Source organism: Janthinobacterium lyxosi (assembly GCF_051380665.1).
Taxonomy (GTDB): Bacteria; Pseudomonadota; Gammaproteobacteria; order Burkholderiales; family Burkholderiaceae_D; genus Janthinobacterium.
Map to the genome: position 1 here is coordinate 28,258 of NZ_JBNYXM010000026.1, position 15,355 is coordinate 43,612.

At 60.1% G+C, this 15,355-nt stretch carries 13 protein-coding genes; 7 read left to right on the top strand and 6 right to left on the bottom strand.

Translation table 11 applies throughout. The features are described 5' to 3' along the window. Positions 1–62 precede the first annotated feature (62 nt). The 4 genes from yidC to rpmH are packed head-to-tail and all read right to left on the bottom strand — an operon-like array spanning position 63 to position 2,666. Positions 63–1,802, bottom strand: coding sequence for a membrane protein insertase YidC (yidC, locus tag ACQ4WP_RS22395; RefSeq protein WP_436524513.1), 1,740 nt, complete (start codon positions 1,800–1,802; stop codon positions 63–65). An 11-nt stretch (positions 1,803–1,813) separates the two neighbouring features. Next, complete coding sequence (gene yidD / locus ACQ4WP_RS22400) at positions 1,814–2,074, bottom strand: membrane protein insertion efficiency factor YidD (RefSeq protein WP_102123285.1); 261 nt, start codon at positions 2,072–2,074, stop codon at positions 1,814–1,816. Further along, positions 2,071–2,508, bottom strand: coding sequence for a ribonuclease P protein component (rnpA, locus tag ACQ4WP_RS22405; RefSeq protein WP_436524581.1), 438 nt, complete (start codon positions 2,506–2,508; stop codon positions 2,071–2,073). Before rnpA ends, yidD begins: the two co-directional genes overlap by 4 nt. A gap of 23 nt (positions 2,509–2,531) precedes the next feature. After that, positions 2,532–2,666 (bottom strand): 50S ribosomal protein L34, encoded by a 135-nt coding sequence (gene rpmH, locus ACQ4WP_RS22410; protein ID WP_010401996.1) that lies wholly within the window; start codon positions 2,664–2,666, stop codon positions 2,532–2,534. A 513-nt stretch (positions 2,667–3,179) separates the two neighbouring features. On the opposite strand from rpmH, the gene dnaA reads away from it, so the two are divergent. The 5 genes from dnaA (at position 3,180) to ACQ4WP_RS22435 (ending at position 10,763) form a co-directional block, all read left to right on the top strand. Next, positions 3,180–4,574: a chromosomal replication initiator protein DnaA gene (gene dnaA / locus ACQ4WP_RS22415; RefSeq protein WP_034781304.1), complete on the top strand. Its 1,395-nt coding sequence runs from the start codon at positions 3,180–3,182 to the stop codon at positions 4,572–4,574. 149 nt (positions 4,575–4,723) lie between these two features. Beyond that, the gene (gene dnaN / locus ACQ4WP_RS22420) at positions 4,724–5,830 is read left to right on the top strand and encodes a DNA polymerase III subunit beta (RefSeq protein ID WP_034754341.1); all 1,107 of its coding nucleotides are present in this window, start codon (positions 4,724–4,726) and stop codon (positions 5,828–5,830) included. An 81-nt stretch (positions 5,831–5,911) separates the two neighbouring features. Continuing rightward, positions 5,912–8,410, top strand: a complete 2,499-nt coding sequence (gene gyrB, locus ACQ4WP_RS22425) for a DNA topoisomerase (ATP-hydrolyzing) subunit B (protein ID WP_436524515.1) — start codon at positions 5,912–5,914, stop codon at positions 8,408–8,410. A gap of 165 nt (positions 8,411–8,575) precedes the next feature. Further along, on the top strand, positions 8,576–9,496 hold the full coding sequence (locus ACQ4WP_RS22430) for a bifunctional helix-turn-helix transcriptional regulator/GNAT family N-acetyltransferase (RefSeq protein ID WP_436524517.1): 921 nt from the start codon (positions 8,576–8,578) through the stop codon (positions 9,494–9,496). A gap of 205 nt (positions 9,497–9,701) precedes the next feature. After that, positions 9,702–10,763: a GGDEF domain-containing protein gene (locus ACQ4WP_RS22435; RefSeq protein WP_436524519.1), complete on the top strand. Its 1,062-nt coding sequence runs from the start codon at positions 9,702–9,704 to the stop codon at positions 10,761–10,763. Here the strand turns inward: ACQ4WP_RS22435 and ACQ4WP_RS22440 are convergent. Continuing rightward, on the bottom strand, positions 10,760–11,110 hold the full coding sequence (locus tag ACQ4WP_RS22440; protein WP_436524521.1) for a hypothetical protein: 351 nt from the start codon (positions 11,108–11,110) through the stop codon (positions 10,760–10,762). The two genes, ACQ4WP_RS22435 and ACQ4WP_RS22440, sit on opposite strands and share 4 nt — an antisense overlap. A 124-nt stretch (positions 11,111–11,234) precedes the next feature. Between ACQ4WP_RS22440 and ACQ4WP_RS22445 the strand changes: the two genes are divergently transcribed. Beyond that, on the top strand, positions 11,235–12,245 hold the full coding sequence (locus tag ACQ4WP_RS22445) for a hypothetical protein (RefSeq protein WP_436524523.1): 1,011 nt from the start codon (positions 11,235–11,237) through the stop codon (positions 12,243–12,245). A gap of 171 nt (positions 12,246–12,416) precedes the next feature. Next, positions 12,417–13,568, top strand: a complete 1,152-nt coding sequence (locus ACQ4WP_RS22450) for an AI-2E family transporter (RefSeq protein WP_436524525.1) — start codon at positions 12,417–12,419, stop codon at positions 13,566–13,568. Between the two features lies 1 nt (position 13,569). On the opposite strand, the gene ACQ4WP_RS22455 is transcribed toward ACQ4WP_RS22450, so the two are convergent. Next, positions 13,570–15,303 carry a methyl-accepting chemotaxis protein gene (locus ACQ4WP_RS22455; protein WP_436524527.1) on the bottom strand — a complete coding sequence of 578 codons (1,734 nt, stop codon included), beginning with the start codon at positions 15,301–15,303 and terminating at the stop codon, positions 13,570–13,572. Positions 15,304–15,355 lie beyond the last annotated feature (52 nt).

Consider the following 15,355-nt stretch of genomic DNA (forward strand, 5'->3'; position numbering starts at 1 on the left):
CCATTGGGTACGATGTCAAAAAAAAGCCCGCGCGAGGCGGGCTTTCTGTTCGCTGGCCGGAATTACTTGGCGGCGACCGCGTATTTCTTGGTGATCACCCATTGCTGGCCGATCGACAGGACGTTGTTGACGACCCAGTAGAGTACCAAGCCCGACGGGAAGAAGAAGAACATCACCGAGAATGCCAGTGGCATGAACAGCATCATCTTCGCTTGCATCGGATCGGCCGGGGCCGGGTTCAGCTTGGTCGTGATGTACATCGAGATCGCGTACAGCACAGGCAGGATGCACCATGGGTCATGCTGGGCCAGGTCGGTGATCCAGCCGATCCATGGCGCACCGCGGATTTCCACGGACGCGTTCAGCACCCAGTACAGGGCGATAAACACGGGCATCTGGATCAGGATCGGCAGACAGCCACCCAGTGGATTGATCTTTTCCGTCTTGTACAGCTCCATCGTGGCCTGGTTCATCTTTTGCGGATCGCCTTTGTAGCGTTCGCGGATGGCTTGCATCTTCGGCGTGACCAGTTTCATCTTGGCCATGCTGCGGTAGCCGGCGGCCGACAGCGGGAAGAACGCCAGCTTGATCAGGATCGTGAAAGCGATGATGGTCCAGCCCCAGTTGCCCAGCACGCTGTGGATCTGTTCCATGACCCAGAACATCGGCTTGGCGATGATGGTCAGCCAGCCATAATCCTTGACCAGTTCCAGGCCAGGCGAGACCGGTTCGAGCAGGTGCGCGATTTGCGGACCCGAGTACAGCTTGCTTTCCATGCTGGCCGAGGCGCCGGGCGCCAGGGCAGGCAGTGGCAGCACGTTGCCGATGGCGTACAGGTTGGGGCCGACCTTCTTCGTGAAGATGTCGCGCTTGGCGTTCTCAGGCGGAACAAAGGCGGACACGAAGAAGTGTTGCGAAATCGCAAACCAGCCGCCGGTCGCCGTGGCCGGGTGCAGGCCCTTCATGGCGTTGTCGTTGCCCTTCTTCTCGTCTTCCACAGCCGCTTTTTCGATTTTCTCGAACGTCAGCTTCTGGTACTTGTCCTGTGGCGTGTACAGGGTCGGACCGGTGAAGCTGCTGTTGAAGAAGGAGTCGCCGACCGGCTTGTTGCCGTCATGCGTCAATTGCAGATACAGCTGTGGCGTCACAGGCGCCGCACCCACGTTGGCCACGTCGTGGCGCACGTCGATGACGTAGTCGCCGCGCTTGAAGGTAAACGTCTTGGTCAGCTTGACGCCACCCTCGACCGCTTCCATCACCAGTTGAATCATCTGCGTGCCATCGCTCAGGGTACGCACGCCAGGCTGCACGGTGAAACCGCTCGCATGGGTGGGGAAAGGACCGCCGACCAGGCCCGATTGCGCCAGGTAAGTATGGTTCGCGCCTTCGTCGAACAGCACTTCGTTTTGCTTGCCGTCGTCAGGCTGGCACCATTTGAAGAGGCCGAAGCAGCCGCCAAACCAGCCAGGATTGCCCGCGCCCTTGAACTTCAGCAATTCCAGACGCTTGACCTGGCCGCCCAGGGTGTCGATATCGACCTTGATGACGTCGGTGGTGATGGTAATCACTTCGCGCTTGAACGCGGCGGGATCGACAGCCTCACCCGGCAGGGCAGGCACGCCTGCCGCAGCCGCGGCAGCCAGGGCATCCGTCTTGGCAGGGGTCGCAGGCGCCTTGGCGGTTTGTTCCGTGTTCGCGGAGAACATCGACGGCTTGCCGTTCGAGATCATCCATTCGTTCCAGAGAATTACCAGCGAGACGGAAAACACGATCCACAGGATGGTACGTTTATTGATATCCATTAGGGTATTTGTCAGGAGTGGTTGCAACCGCAAGCGGTCGTTGAAGATTGTTTAGCATCGGCCGGCGGCACCGGGTCGACACCCCCTTCATTCCAGGGGTGGCAACGGCACACGCGTTTGGCAGCCAGCAGGCTGCCTTTGGCGGCGCCGTGCACGCGCAACGCTTCCATCGCGTAATGCGAACAGCTCGGATAGAAACGGCAATTCTGTCCCAGCATGGGGCTGATCAGCAACTGATAAGCGCGCAGCAGGAACAGCAACAGGGTTTTCATGGCGCGGACGGTGGTGGCGCAGCAACAGAACGGGCCTGGGCGGCGATTTGCGCCGCGAACAGGCGGCTCAATTCTTCACGCAGCTCGGCTTTGAGCCGGCTCGTGGTGGCCGGGCCATCCTTGCTGTTGACGGCACGCGACAAACGCACCACACAGTCGACCGGCGGCATCGCGCTGTTGCGAAACAGCTCGCGCGTGACGCGCTTGATCGTGTTGCGGGTCGCCGCGCGCGGCGCGAAACGCTTCGCCACAACGACGCCCAGCCGCGCATGCGGCAATTGATTGTGTCGGGTATACAGCACAAAATGCGCTGTTTTTTGCGAAGGGCGCAAACGAAAAACGGATGAAAATTCATCCGTTTTAACGATACGCCGAACGCGCGCGAAGTCGTGTGAACCTTCGCGTTGATTGCCGACTGGAGTACAGCTAGCCACGCGATCAGCTGTCAACGACAAGCCTAGACGGCCAGACGTTTGCGGCCCTTTGCGCGACGTGCGTTGAGCACATCACGGCCACCACGGGTAGCCATACGAGCGCGGAAGCCGTGCGTACGCTTGCGGCGAACGACGGAAGGTTGGTAAGTACGTTTCATGTTGGTCTCGCTAAAAACAAAAAAAATGCAAAATCGGGTCTGACGTCCCGTCAGTTTTTGGTGCCAATGACAATCGCGCACTTATGCCAAGGCACAAGCTGGCCAATCTCATCGCCCGCTTAATCCACGCTTAGTCCATATTGTCGTTCCAAATGAATAAACACGGAATACGGGCGGGGAACCCTGAATTATTCAGCATATGCCCCCCTCTTGTCAAGGATTGCCGTGATCGCCAGGAAATTTGCACGCCGGACCCCGTCTGCCGGCAAGCCCCCGCCACAGCCCGCGCCAGCACTGACTGTAACGGGATAACCGGGGGATAAGTCGCCTCTTATACACACGGCGCCCCACCCTGGCACAGAAAAATAACCGCCGTGCCTGTGGATAACTTTGGCAGTCGGGAGTAGAATAGCGCGTTACGTGTGGCGAGCCCTCGCGCGACGCCGGCCTTGCAACACGGTGAACGCAGGGCAGAATCGATACGCCCTCCCACACCTTTTCACATAGACATACATGGATAATTTCTGGCAGGCCTGTTCCGCGCAGTTGGAACTGGAGCTGACACCGCAACAATTCAGTGCGTGGATCAAACCGCTTATCCCTCTCGATTACGAAGAGGGCAAGCTGCGCATTGCTGCGCCCAATCGCTTCAAGCTCGATTGGGTCAAGACCCAGTTCGCCAGCCGCATCACTGCGCTGGCCATTCAGTACTTCGAAGCGCCCACGGAAGTGCAGTTCGTGCTCGACCCGCGCCTGGCCCTGCCGAAGAAGCCCGTCACCGCCAGCACCCCGGCCAGCGATCCGAATGGTGGCGCGCCCAGCGCGCGCGCTGCGGAGCCGCAGCCGAGCGTGCCGGAACTGAGCATCGGCGCGGCGCCGCGCCGCGAGCAGAGCCGCATCAACACCGACCTGACCTTCGACAGCTTCGTGACCGGCAAGGCCAACCAGCTGGCGCGCGCCGCCGCCATCCAGGTAGCGAACAATCCGGGCGTGTCATATAACCCGCTGTTCTTCTACGGCGGCGTAGGCCTGGGTAAGACCCACTTGATCCACGCCATCGGCAACCAGGTGATGGCCGACAATCCGGGCGCGAAGATACGCTACATCCACGCAGAACAGTACGTTCGCGACGTAGTGACCGCTTACCAGCGCAAGGGTTTCGACGACTTCAAGCACTACTATCACTCGCTCGACATGCTGCTGATCGATGATATTCAATTCTTTGGCGGCAAGAGCCGCACGCAGGAAGAGTTTTTCTATGCGTTCGAGGCACTAATTGCTGCGAAGAAACAGATCATCATCACTTCGGATACCTATCCGAAGGAAATCACGGGCATGGACGACCGCCTGATCTCGCGCTTCGACTCGGGCCTGACGGTGGCCATCGAACCGCCGGAACTGGAAATGCGCGTGGCGATTCTGCTGAAAAAAGCCAAGCAGGAAGGCGTGACCTTCTCCGACGACGTGGCCTTCTTTGTCGCCAAGCACCTGCGCTCGAACGTGCGCGAACTGGAAGGCGCGCTGCGCAAAATTCTGGCGTATTCGCGTTTCCATGGCAAGGATATAACGATCGATATCGTCAAGGAAGCCCTGAAGGACTTGCTGTCCGTGCAGAACCGCCAGATTTCCGTGGAAAACATCCAGAAAACAGTGGCCGACTTCTTCAATATCAAGGTTGCCGACATGTATTCGAAGCGCCGCCCCGCGAATATCGCCCGGCCGCGCCAGATCGCCATGTACCTGGCCAAGGAATTGACACAGAAGAGCTTGCCGGAAATCGGCGAGCTGTTCGGCGGCCGCGACCACACCACGGTGCTGCATGCCGTGCGCAAGATCGCGCTGGACCGCACCAAGAACCCGGAATGCAACCACGAATTGCATGTACTGGAGCAAACCTTGAAGGGCTAAGCACCATTTGGCAAGACTGGCTCAAAACGTGCTTTACCCTTATTATCTGGGAGGGCACCGCAGCCGGTCTGTCGGGGCTCCCCATGGCAACAATTGTTAAATTAATACGTTAAACGTCGTACTGTTCAACCTATACATTGAGGATAAATATGCAATTGGTCAAAACCACCCGAGATACCCTTCTCCGGCCACTGCAGATCGTGAGCGGTATTGTCGAGCGTCGGCACACTATGCCGATTCTGGCCAATATCCTCATCCGCAAAGACGGTGAAAATGTCTCCTTCCTGTCGACCGACACCGAAGTGCAGATCACCACGCACGCGGAAATCGGTTCCGGCGCGGACGTCACGGGCACCACCGTGGCTGCGCGCAAGCTGCTGGACATTTTGCGCGCGCTGCCCGAATCGGGCGACGTCACGATGACCCTGCTGAACAAGCGCCTGACCGTGCAAACGGGCAAGTCGCGCTTCGCCCTGCAAACCCTGGCGGCGGAAGAGTTTCCAACCGTGCAACAAGCGGAAAGCTACAACGCCTCCGTCACCCTGCCGCAGAAAACGCTGAAGCACCTGTTCAACATGGTGCATTTCTCGATGGCGCAGCAAGACATTCGCTATTACCTGAACGGCTTGCTGCTGGTTCTGGATGGCAATAATGTCATCGCCGTGGCCACCGACGGCCACCGCCTGGCGTTTTGCCAGGTCGCCACCGAGCAGACGTTTGCGCGCCAGGAAGTGATTATTCCGCGCAAGACCATCATCGAACTGCAGCGCCTGCTGGAAGAGAACGATGAGCCGGTGCAGCTGGACATCGCCGCCAACCAGGTGAAACTGACCTTTGCCGACATCGAGCTGATTTCGAAGCTGGTGGAAGGCAAGTTCCCCGACTACACGCGCGTGATTCCAAAAGGCTACAAAAACGACTTCACCATCGGCCGCGATGAACTGCTGCGCTCGCTGCAACGTGCCGCCATCATGACCAGCGACAAGTTCAAGGGCGTGCGCTGCATCATCACCCCGGGCAGCATGAAAATCAGCTCGACCAATGCTGACCAGGAAGAAGCCGTCGAAGAGCTGGAAATCGACTACGGCGGCGACTCCGTCGACATCGGCTTCAACGTGACGTATCTGCTGGACGTGCTGAACAACCTGAAATGCGAATACGTCAACATCGCGCTGGGCGACTCGAACTCGTCCGCCCTGATCTCCATCCCTGACAATGCGGACTTCAAGTACGTTGTCATGCCGATGCGCATTTAAGCGTAACCCAATGCAAAACTGGGGTCTGACCCGACAGGTTCAGGCCCCGCAATCAGCAATCGTTATTTGAGAAAGCAGTCCATGTCCGAGAATCCACAAGACACCCCGATCCAGGCCATCACGGAAGAATACGGCGCCTCCTCCATCCAGATCCTGGAAGGCCTGGAAGCCGTACGCAAACGCCCGGGCATGTACATTGGCGACACCTCGGACGGCACCGGCTTGCACCACCTGGTATTCGAAGTGCTGGACAACTCCATCGATGAATCGCTGGCCGGCCACTGCACGGACATCCACGTCACCATCCACAGCGACAATTCGATCTCGATCACCGACAATGGCCGCGGCGTGCCAACCGGCCTGAAAATGGACGACAAGCACGATCCGAAGCGTTCGGCGGCGGAAATCGTCATGACCGAGCTCCACGCAGGCGGCAAGTTCGACCAGAACTCGTACAAAGTCTCGGGCGGTTTGCATGGCGTGGGCGTGTCCTGCGTCAATGGCCTGTCGAAATTGCTGAAACTGACCATCCGCCGCGATGGCAAAGTGCATCACATGGAATTCGTGCGCGGCGTGCCGCAAGACCGCCAGATCGTCATGGTGGGCGACATCGCCACCTCCCCGATCAAGGTCATCGGCGACACGGACAAGCGCGGCACCGACGTGCATTTCTGGGCCGACGAAGAGATTTTCACGCACGTGGAATTCCACTACGAAATCCTGGCCAAGCGCATCCGCGAACTGTCCTTCCTGAACAATGGCGTCAAGATCAAGTTGTCCGACCAGCGCACGGGCAAGGAAGAAATCTTTGCCTTCGAAGGCGGCACGCGCGGCTTCGTCGAATACATCAACAAGGCCAAGTCGGTCTTGCACCCGACCATTTTCCAGGCCACGGGCGAGCGCCTGTCGGACCAGGGCACGAACATCTCGGTCGACGTGTCGATGCAGTGGAACGATGCTTACAATGAACAAGTGCTGTGCTTTACGAATAACATCCCGCAACGCGACGGCGGCACCCACTTGACGGGCTTGCGCGCGGCCATGACGCGCGTGATCAACAAATACATCGATGAACACGAGTTCGCCAAGAAGGCGAAAGTGGAAATCAGCGGCGACGACATGCGCGAAGGCCTGACCTGCGTGCTGTCCGTGAAAGTGCCGGAACCGAAATTCTCGTCGCAGACGAAAGACAAGCTGGTATCGAGCGAAGTGCGCGGCCCCGTCGAAGAGATCGTCGCCAAGACCCTGGCCGATTACCTGCAAGAAAAACCGAACGACGCCAAGATCATTTGCGGCAAGATCGTCGAAGCAGCGCGCGCCCGTGAAGCGGCCCGCAAGGCCCGCGACTTGACGCGCCGCAAAGGCATCATGGACGGCCTGGGCCTGTCGGCCAAGCTGGCCGACTGCCAGGAAAAAGACCCCGCCCTGTGCGAACTGTACATCGTCGAGGGTGACTCGGCAGGTGGCTCGGCAAAACAAGGGCGCGACCGCAAGTTCCAGGCGATCTTGCCGCTGCGCGGTAAAGTGCTGAACGTGGAAAAAGCCCGTTTCGAGAAAATGCTGTCGTCCGAGCAGATCACCACCCTGATCGCCACCCTGGGCACCTCGATCGGACCGGACGAATTCAACGTCGAAAAACTGCGCTACCACCGCATCATCATCATGACCGATGCGGACGTCGACGGCGCCCACATCCGTACCCTGCTGCTGACCCTGTTCTATCGCCAGATGCCGCAACTGGTCGAGCGCGGCCACATCTACATCGCGCAACCGCCGCTGTACAAAGTGAAAGCCGGCCGCGACGAGCGCTATCTGAAAGATGATGCCGAAGAAGCAAGCTACATGATGTCGGTGGCGCTGAACACGGCCGTGCTGGTGCCGCGCGAAGGCGCGGAAGGCATCTCCGGCGAGACCCTGACGGAACTGGTGCGCAAGTTCAACCTGTCGAACACCATCATGACGCGACTGACACGCGTCATCGACCGCGCCGCCCTGACGGCCATCATGACGGGCGTGCAGCTGGACCTGTCGACCCTGGACCTGGCGGAAACCTCCGCCCTGGCCCTGCAGACGGCCATCAACGACAACGCCGTGCGCGTGCACGTGCGTTCCGACGATTTGTCGGAAAAACACAAGCTGCACATTGAACGCATGCACCACGGCAACATCAAAGTGACGGCCATCGACGCCGACTTCGTGCAAGGCCCGGATTACGCCGTGCTGAGCAGCGGCGCCGCCACCTTCGAAGGCTTGATCGGCGAAGGCGCCTTCGTGCGCCGCGGCGAAGGCGAGCGCATCAAGGAAATCGCCGTGGTCGACTTCCACCAGGCCATGCAATGGCTGCGCGACGAAGCCGAACGCACGGTCTCGAAACAGCGCTACAAAGGTCTGGGTGAAATGAACCCGGCCCAGCTGTGGGAAACCACGATGGACCCGACCGTACGCCGTCTGCTGAAGGTGCAGATCGAAGACGCCATTGCGGCGGATCAAATCTTCACGACGTTGATGGGCGACGACGTGGAACCACGCCGCGCCTTCATCGAAAACAATGCGCTGCGTGCGGGCAATATCGACGTGTAAGCCAGCTTCCCCTGGTTTCCGTGACAGCCAAGGCGGCCCTCTTCAGGGCCGCTTTTTTTTGCCTACCAGCATGGCGACTTAGGACCATAGACAGTACTTCTACATTGACATACTTGCCTAAAGCAATCAATAATCTGCCATAAGCAAGCAAATGGGAGGTGTCACATGCAGGCGGATCAACTCAGCGGGCGCACGGAGATCGTACGTAGTTTCAACCGTTTCTATACGCGCCAAATTGGCGTGCTACATGAACATTTGCTGGATAGCGCGTTTTCGCTGACGGAGGTGCGCATCCTGTACGAATTGGCGCACCGGGAACAACTGACCAGTGCAGACCTGTGCCGCGAGCTGGGCTTGAACGCGGGCTATCTGAGCCGGGTCATTGCCGGATTCGAAAAGCAGGGGCTGATCGCCAAGACGCGCTCACCCACGGATGCGCGCGCGGCGCAATTGCAGCTGACCGAACAGGGCCAACGCACACTCGCGCCCTTGGTCGATGCATCGCGGCGCGAAGTGGCGGCCATGCTGGAACGCTTGCCGCCAACGGTGCAACAGGAACTGGTCGATGCCATGGGACAAATCCAGGGCTTGCTGGGGGAGCCATCGCCCGCTTATGTCCTGCGCAACCCCCAGCCGGGCGACATGGGTTGGATCATCCACCGGCAAGCCGTGCTGTATGCGCAGGAATATGGCTGGAACAACGAGTACGAGGCACTCGTTGCCGAAATCCTCGCCAAGTTCGTGCGGGAATTCGACCCTGTCCGTGAGCGCTGCTGGATCGCCGAGAAGGACGGCAAGGTGATCGGCTCGGTCTTCATCGTGCACCAGGACAACACGACGGCCAAGCTGCGCCTGCTGTATGTCGATCCCTGCGCGCGTGGCCTGGGCATAGGCAGCCGCCTGGTCGATGAATGCCTGCGCTTCAGCCGCCAGGTGGGCTACACGAAAATGGTGTTGTGGACCAACAGCATCCTCACCGGCGCGCGCCGGATCTACGACAGGGCTGGCTTCGAACTGGTCGAGGAAGAGGCGCATCACAGCTTTGGCAAGGACTTGGTCGGCCAAGTGCTGGCGCGCGACCTGTAAGCAGGCGCTTGCCAGCCCCTGGCATGGAAGCGACTGTGGCGGCGCCAGGACAGTGCCCACCGTTTTCCTCGCCCATATCCCCACTTCCGCCAAGAAACCAGTACACTAGTTCTTGGGCGCAACTAATTTTGTACGCGCGCCACGCGCCTGCCGTTGCCGGGAGGCGTCCCTGCCGCAAGGCTTGTTGTCTGCCTGGACAAATGCCATGTTCACTTCGCGCAGCCTGTCTTTTGCCTTCTATTACCTGTTCTTTTCAGGAGAACGGGAGCAGCAGCAGCGCTTTTTCAAGGAACTGCATTTCATTTCGATAGCCATCCTGACGTTTGGCCTGGCTTGCTGGTTGGTCACGTTCAGCCTGACCTTGCCACGCGCCTCGCTCGATCATGCGCATGCGGCGATGGCCGTGACGGGCATGGTGGTGGGGCTGGTGCTGACCAAGTATGCGAAGTCGCTGCAAGCCATCATCGTCAGCGGCACCATCAGCGTGCTGTTCATCGCTTTCGGTTTTCGCGTGCTGATGCTGGGCACGGAAGACCCCGCTTTCTGGGTGTTGCCGCTGGGCGTGATGATCACGCTGACGACGGCACCCATCTTCAGCGGCATCGCGTACTACCTGGGCGTGTCGCTGTGCGTGTGGGCCATGCTGGGGCTGGGGCAGTTTCCCGTGCATGCGGGCCAGGCCGACCAGCATTGGCCCGTGCTTGCCGTCACCATCAGCATGATCATCGGCCTGGCGCTGAATATCTATTTTCTCGTCTTGCGCATCCATAATTACCGGGCCCAGCGCGAACTGACGACGATGGCCTACAAGGATGGCTTGACCGGACTCAACAACCGCCGCATGTTCACGCAAAGCGCCCGCGCCTTACAGCGTACGGCACACACACCCGCGTATTTTTTAATGATCGACATCGATGACTTCAAGCAAATCAACGATGTGTACGGCCATGATGCGGGCGACGAGGTGCTGAAAAAGATCGCCGAAGTGATCGCGGGGCTGTCGGGCGAGCACCTGTGCGGCCGCCTGGGCGGCGAGGAGTTCGCCATCATTTACCTAGGAGAAAAGAACGCCGCCTGCGCCTTTGCCGCACAACTGGTCGACAGCGTCGAGGCAGCTTTCGTGCCGGAACGCAAGGTGTCCGTCAGCATCGGCATGGCGGAAATGATCAAGGAAGCGGACTTGTCGCACAGCTACCGGCGTGCCGATGAATCGTTGTACCAGGCCAAGAAGAACGGCAAGAACCGCTACGTGCTCAACGCCGCCTAAGTATCGCCATTGGGGCTAGCGTCGAGCAGCGCCAGCAAGACTTGCGGCGAAATCTTCCATGGATCGCGCTGCTCGAGGTCCACCTCATCCCAGCTGTCCTGGGCTCCGATCTTGAGGATGGTCAAGGGAATATCCTTGCTTTCAAAGAACGCCAGCATGCGGCGAATCAGGCGGCAATCCTTGGCGTGGTCGTCCGTATACAAAGGGCAGGTATAGAAACACCCCTTCTCTCCCATGCGCAATTTCCTGGCCACGCCGAGACGCGAGTAGCCCACGTACTTGTGCAGGAACTCGGTTACTACCTCATTGTCAACGGGAATACTGCAGGAAATGGTGATCTTGGCCATGATAACGGGGGACAGTGATTCAACAACCAAGCTTAGCAGAAAGCGTTTCATTCCTGAAATGCTAAGATCTCGGCGCGCGCATGCCGGCAAGCGGACCGGCATGGCGTCTCGACAAGGATTGCCATTGAACACCCCAGGAAAATTCACTCTGCGCATGCTGTCGCTGTGCACCGCCCTGTGTCTGCCGCTTTCAGGCATGGCACAAGCCATTTCTGCCGAGGACGCCGCCTTCGTTGCGGCCACCGTGCCCGTGCCCTCACCGCCGCTGCGCCTGAGCGCGCATCCCGAAATCCGCGCCGACGTGTTCAAGCTAGTCGGCTATGCGCGCGGCAGCTATACACTGGGCAATGCCCTGATCGCGCGCCAGGTGCTCGACAGCATGCGGTCACTGGACGACATCACGCGCACCATGCTGCCCGACGGGCGCTCGGTGCTGGCCTCCATTAATGCCAGCGAACACGGTGCGCAGCGTGCCGCCATGCTGTTCGACCCGCAACGCAAGCTGTTGGCACTGGCCCTCGTCAACGGCCATTGCCAGGCCGCCATCGGCGATGCCGCGCCCGCCTGCCTGCCGCCCACGCACGCCGTGCTGACGGTGTTCCTGCCAGCGGGCACAGAGGACGAGATGGCCGCGCCGCTGCTGGTGTGGGCGCGGCAGCTGCCAGCGATGTTGGCACAGGCTGCCCCGGCACAGCGGCAAAGCATTGCCGCTGTGGAATACATCACCACCCGCCCCGGCCAGCCCGGCTGGGAAGCACGCGACGTGCCGCCCGGCTTTCCCACCAGCTTGCTGCACCTGCTGCTGCCGAACGCGGAACTCAACAGCAGCTCCAGCGGCGGCAAACTCATCGCACCGGCGGGCCTGGCCGGATTGCCGATGCGCACGCCCACGGAAGCGGCCGAGGCCGGCGACGAAGCCATGCCCGATGCCCACATCACCCTGCGCAGCTATGCCGACTTCCACTGGGTGCTCAACACCTACGCCAAACTGGCCAAGGGCGCGCAAGTGAAGGGCCATGACGACAAGGTTGTGTTCACCGGCAGCGATACCAGCGGCCGCTACACGCTGACCCTGCGCGAGCCGGACAAGGAAAACGGCGTCTTCATCACCGTGGCCAGCTGGCGGGAAAAATAGGCCGGAGGGGAGTTCGGACAGGGGAAAGCATTGCTATTACGCACAGGAGCATGGCATTTTGGCATTTTGCGGTATGATTTCCGGCCGTGCGGCGCGGCCCGATCCCCGCCTTGCCCACTCAGTCCGTCAAGCCAGCCACGCTTGCGTCGCATCCTGCCTTAAGGAATCCATATGTTCGGTTTTAACTTGCGCGTTGCCAAGATGGTGTGGACGGCTTTCCTCATCGCCTTCCTGCTATTTCTCACCTACAAGGTCTCGTCGACCCTGATCGTGGTGGTCTTTGCCATTTTCTTCAGCTATCTCGTGTATCCGCTGATCGGACTACTGGAGCGGTATGGGCCGAAGCGCCTGCCGCGCACGGCCAATATCGGCATCGTCTTCCTGGTGGTGATCTTGCTGGTGGCGATACTGGGCTCCATCTTCGGCGCGCGCATCGAGCAGGAGGCGATCAAGCTTAGTGATCAGTTGCCGACTCTGCTCAAAGGCAACAATTTTGCCGAGCGCATCCCGTTGCCGGAATTCATGGAACCCTTGCGCGCGCGCCTGCTGTCGTTCATGCAGACGCAGCTGAGCAGCGGTACGGGGCAAGCCATGCCGCTGGCGAAAGAACTGGGCCTGACCGTCATGCATGCAGCCAGCAACCTGATCTATCTGGTGCTGGTGCCCGTGCTGAGCTTTTTACTGATAAAGGAAGGGCCGGACATGCGCGACGGCTTGCTGTCCTTGCTGAACCGCCCGAACAAGAAACTCTGGGGCGCCATCATCGATGACCTCGACATTTTGCTGTCGCGCTATGTGCGCGCCCTGCTGCTATTGTCGATCGCCACTTTTGTGTCCTACAGCATCGCCTTTTCCCTGATGGGCGTGCCGTACAGCCTGCTGCTGGCGGGTGCCGCCGCCCTGCTGGAATTCATCCCGTTTGCCGGTCCGCTGGCCGCCGCCATCATCGCCGTCGTGGTGGCCGGTTTCAGCGGCTTCGAGCACGTGTTCTGGCTGATCGGCTTTATCGCCGCCTACCGTTTGTTCCAGGATTACGTGGTCAATCCGTACTTGATGAGCGAAGGCGTGGAAGTGAGCCCGCTGATGGTGATCGTCGGCTTGCTGGCCGGCGACCAGCTCGGTGGCGTAGTGGGCATCTTCCTGTCCGTGCCTGTGATGGCTGCCATCAAGATCGTCTTCGTGCGCGCCAGGGCTGCCTTGCAGGCGCGCCACGATGCGCTGGAGAAAGCGGAACAAGCGGCAGAGGAAGCGCGCGCCCAGGCCCTGGCCGAGGCGGCGCTGCTGCAGGAACAGGGCAGCAAGGTGGCCCTGGAAGCGCAGTAACTTAGAACTCTTCCCACTCGCCGCTATTATCGGCGGCGGGCTTGGCGGGACGCGGTTTTGCAGCAGCGACAGGTGCTGCCGCGGCGCGGGCCGGCGCCAGGCGCAACGCCGGGCGTTTCAAGGCCGTGCTGGTGGCGGCCACGACAGGCTTGCGCAAGGCAGGCTTGGCCGCTGCCGGGCCGCTATGGTTGGCGTCGAGCTTGAAGATGCTGACCATCTCGGCCAGTGCCGCCGCCTGCTCTTGCATCGATTCCGAAGCGGCTGCCGCTTCTTCCACCAGTGCCGCATTCTGTTGCGTCACGGTATCCATTTCCGCCACGGCCTGATTGATCTGGCCGATGCCCAGTTCCTGCTCGCGGCCGGCGGCGCTGATTTCGCCCATGATGTCCGTCACGCGGCGGATGCTGGATACGATCTCGTCCATCGTCGTACCCGTCTGGCTGACCAGCGCGCTGCCGGCACCCACGTTCTGCACCGACGCTTCGATGAGCACCTTGATATCCTTGGCGGCGCTGGCCGAGCGGTGCGCCAGGTTGCGCACTTCCGTGGCGACGACGGCAAAGCCACGGCCTTGCTCACCGGCACGCGCCGCTTCCACGGCCGCGTTCAGGGCCAGGATGTTCGTCTGGAAGGCGATGCCATCGATCACGCCGATGATATCGGCGATCTTTTTCGACGATTCGCTGATGGTGCCCATGGTATCGACCACTTGCGCTACCAGCACGCCACCCTTGACGGCCACATCCGAAGCGGAGACGGCCAACTGGTTCGCCTGGCGTGCATTGTCGGAATTCTGCTTGACGGTCGAGGTCAGCTCTTCCAGCGACGAGGCCGTTTCTTCCAGGCTGGAAGCTTGCTGCTCCGTGCGGCTGGACAAGTCCAGGTTGCCGGAGGCGATTTCATTGCTGGCCGTGGCGATGGCGCCGCTGCCGTCGCGTACGCCGCGCACGGTGCTCGACAGGCGTTCCTGCATTTTCTGCAAGCCCGTCAGCAAGGCGCCCATCTCATCGTGGCGCGTGATGACGATGTGGTTGGCCAGGTTGCCGTCCGAAATGGCGTCGAAATGGCGCAGGGCCTGGTCCAGCGGGCCAAAGATGGCGCGCAGCAGCAAGATGCTGGAAATAATGGTCAGCAAGGCGCCCACTACCATGCCGATGATGGCCATGGTCACTTGCGTGTGGTAACTGGCTTGGCTGGCCGCATACATTGCGGCGGCCGAGGTAGCCTGGAATTGCGTCAATGTTTCGGCTGCCTGGTCCAGGGTGCGGTACAGGGGCGTGAGACCCTTCATCATCAAACCGTCCGCTTGTGCGACGTTGCCTTCACGCAAAGCCTTGCTCATGACCAACAAGCCATTGCTCATATAATCGCTGCGCTTCTTGTCCATGTCGTCGGACAGGCGCTTTTCTTCCGCGTTTTGCGGCAAGGCCAGGTACACCTTCCAGGACTTGTTGGATGCCTCCATGAATTGTTCGGCACGGGCCAGGGTATCCTTGGCGTCGGCCGCATCGGGATGCACCATCACGCGGTCCATCGTGAAGCGCGCGCGGCCCAGCAGAATCTGCGATTCGCCGATGGCTTGCGTCGATGCCAGCTGATTGCTGTAGACCTCGTTGAGAGTATTGTTGGCCGATTTCAGGCTGATGATACTCATGACGCCCAACACGGCGATCAGCAAGCCCAGCACACTCATGGTGGCGATCAGGCGCATTTTTATTGTTATATTCGACAGCATGCAATTTTCCTTGGTAAGGGCGCAACCATTCCTGCGCATGCCGGACGGATAG

Coding starts and splice junctions, on each gene's coding strand:
- yidC (WP_436524513.1), bottom strand. CDS start 1,802: ATGGATATCAATAAACGTACCATCCTGTGGATCGTGTTTTCCGTCTCG.
- yidD (WP_102123285.1), bottom strand. CDS start 2,074: ATGAAAACCCTGTTGCTGTTCCTGCTGCGCGCTTATCAGTTGCTGATC.
- rpmH (WP_010401996.1), bottom strand. CDS start 2,666: ATGAAACGTACTTACCAACCTTCCGTCGTTCGCCGCAAGCGTACGCAC.
- dnaA (WP_034781304.1), top strand. CDS start 3,180: ATGGATAATTTCTGGCAGGCCTGTTCCGCGCAGTTGGAACTGGAGCTG.
- dnaN (WP_034754341.1), top strand. CDS start 4,724: ATGCAATTGGTCAAAACCACCCGAGATACCCTTCTCCGGCCACTGCAG.
- gyrB (WP_436524515.1), top strand. CDS start 5,912: ATGTCCGAGAATCCACAAGACACCCCGATCCAGGCCATCACGGAAGAA.
- ACQ4WP_RS22430 (WP_436524517.1), top strand. CDS start 8,576: ATGCAGGCGGATCAACTCAGCGGGCGCACGGAGATCGTACGTAGTTTC.
- ACQ4WP_RS22435 (WP_436524519.1), top strand. CDS start 9,702: ATGTTCACTTCGCGCAGCCTGTCTTTTGCCTTCTATTACCTGTTCTTT.
- ACQ4WP_RS22440 (WP_436524521.1), bottom strand. CDS start 11,110: ATGGCCAAGATCACCATTTCCTGCAGTATTCCCGTTGACAATGAGGTA.
- ACQ4WP_RS22450 (WP_436524525.1), top strand. CDS start 12,417: ATGTTCGGTTTTAACTTGCGCGTTGCCAAGATGGTGTGGACGGCTTTC.
- ACQ4WP_RS22455 (WP_436524527.1), bottom strand. CDS start 15,303: ATGCTGTCGAATATAACAATAAAAATGCGCCTGATCGCCACCATGAGT.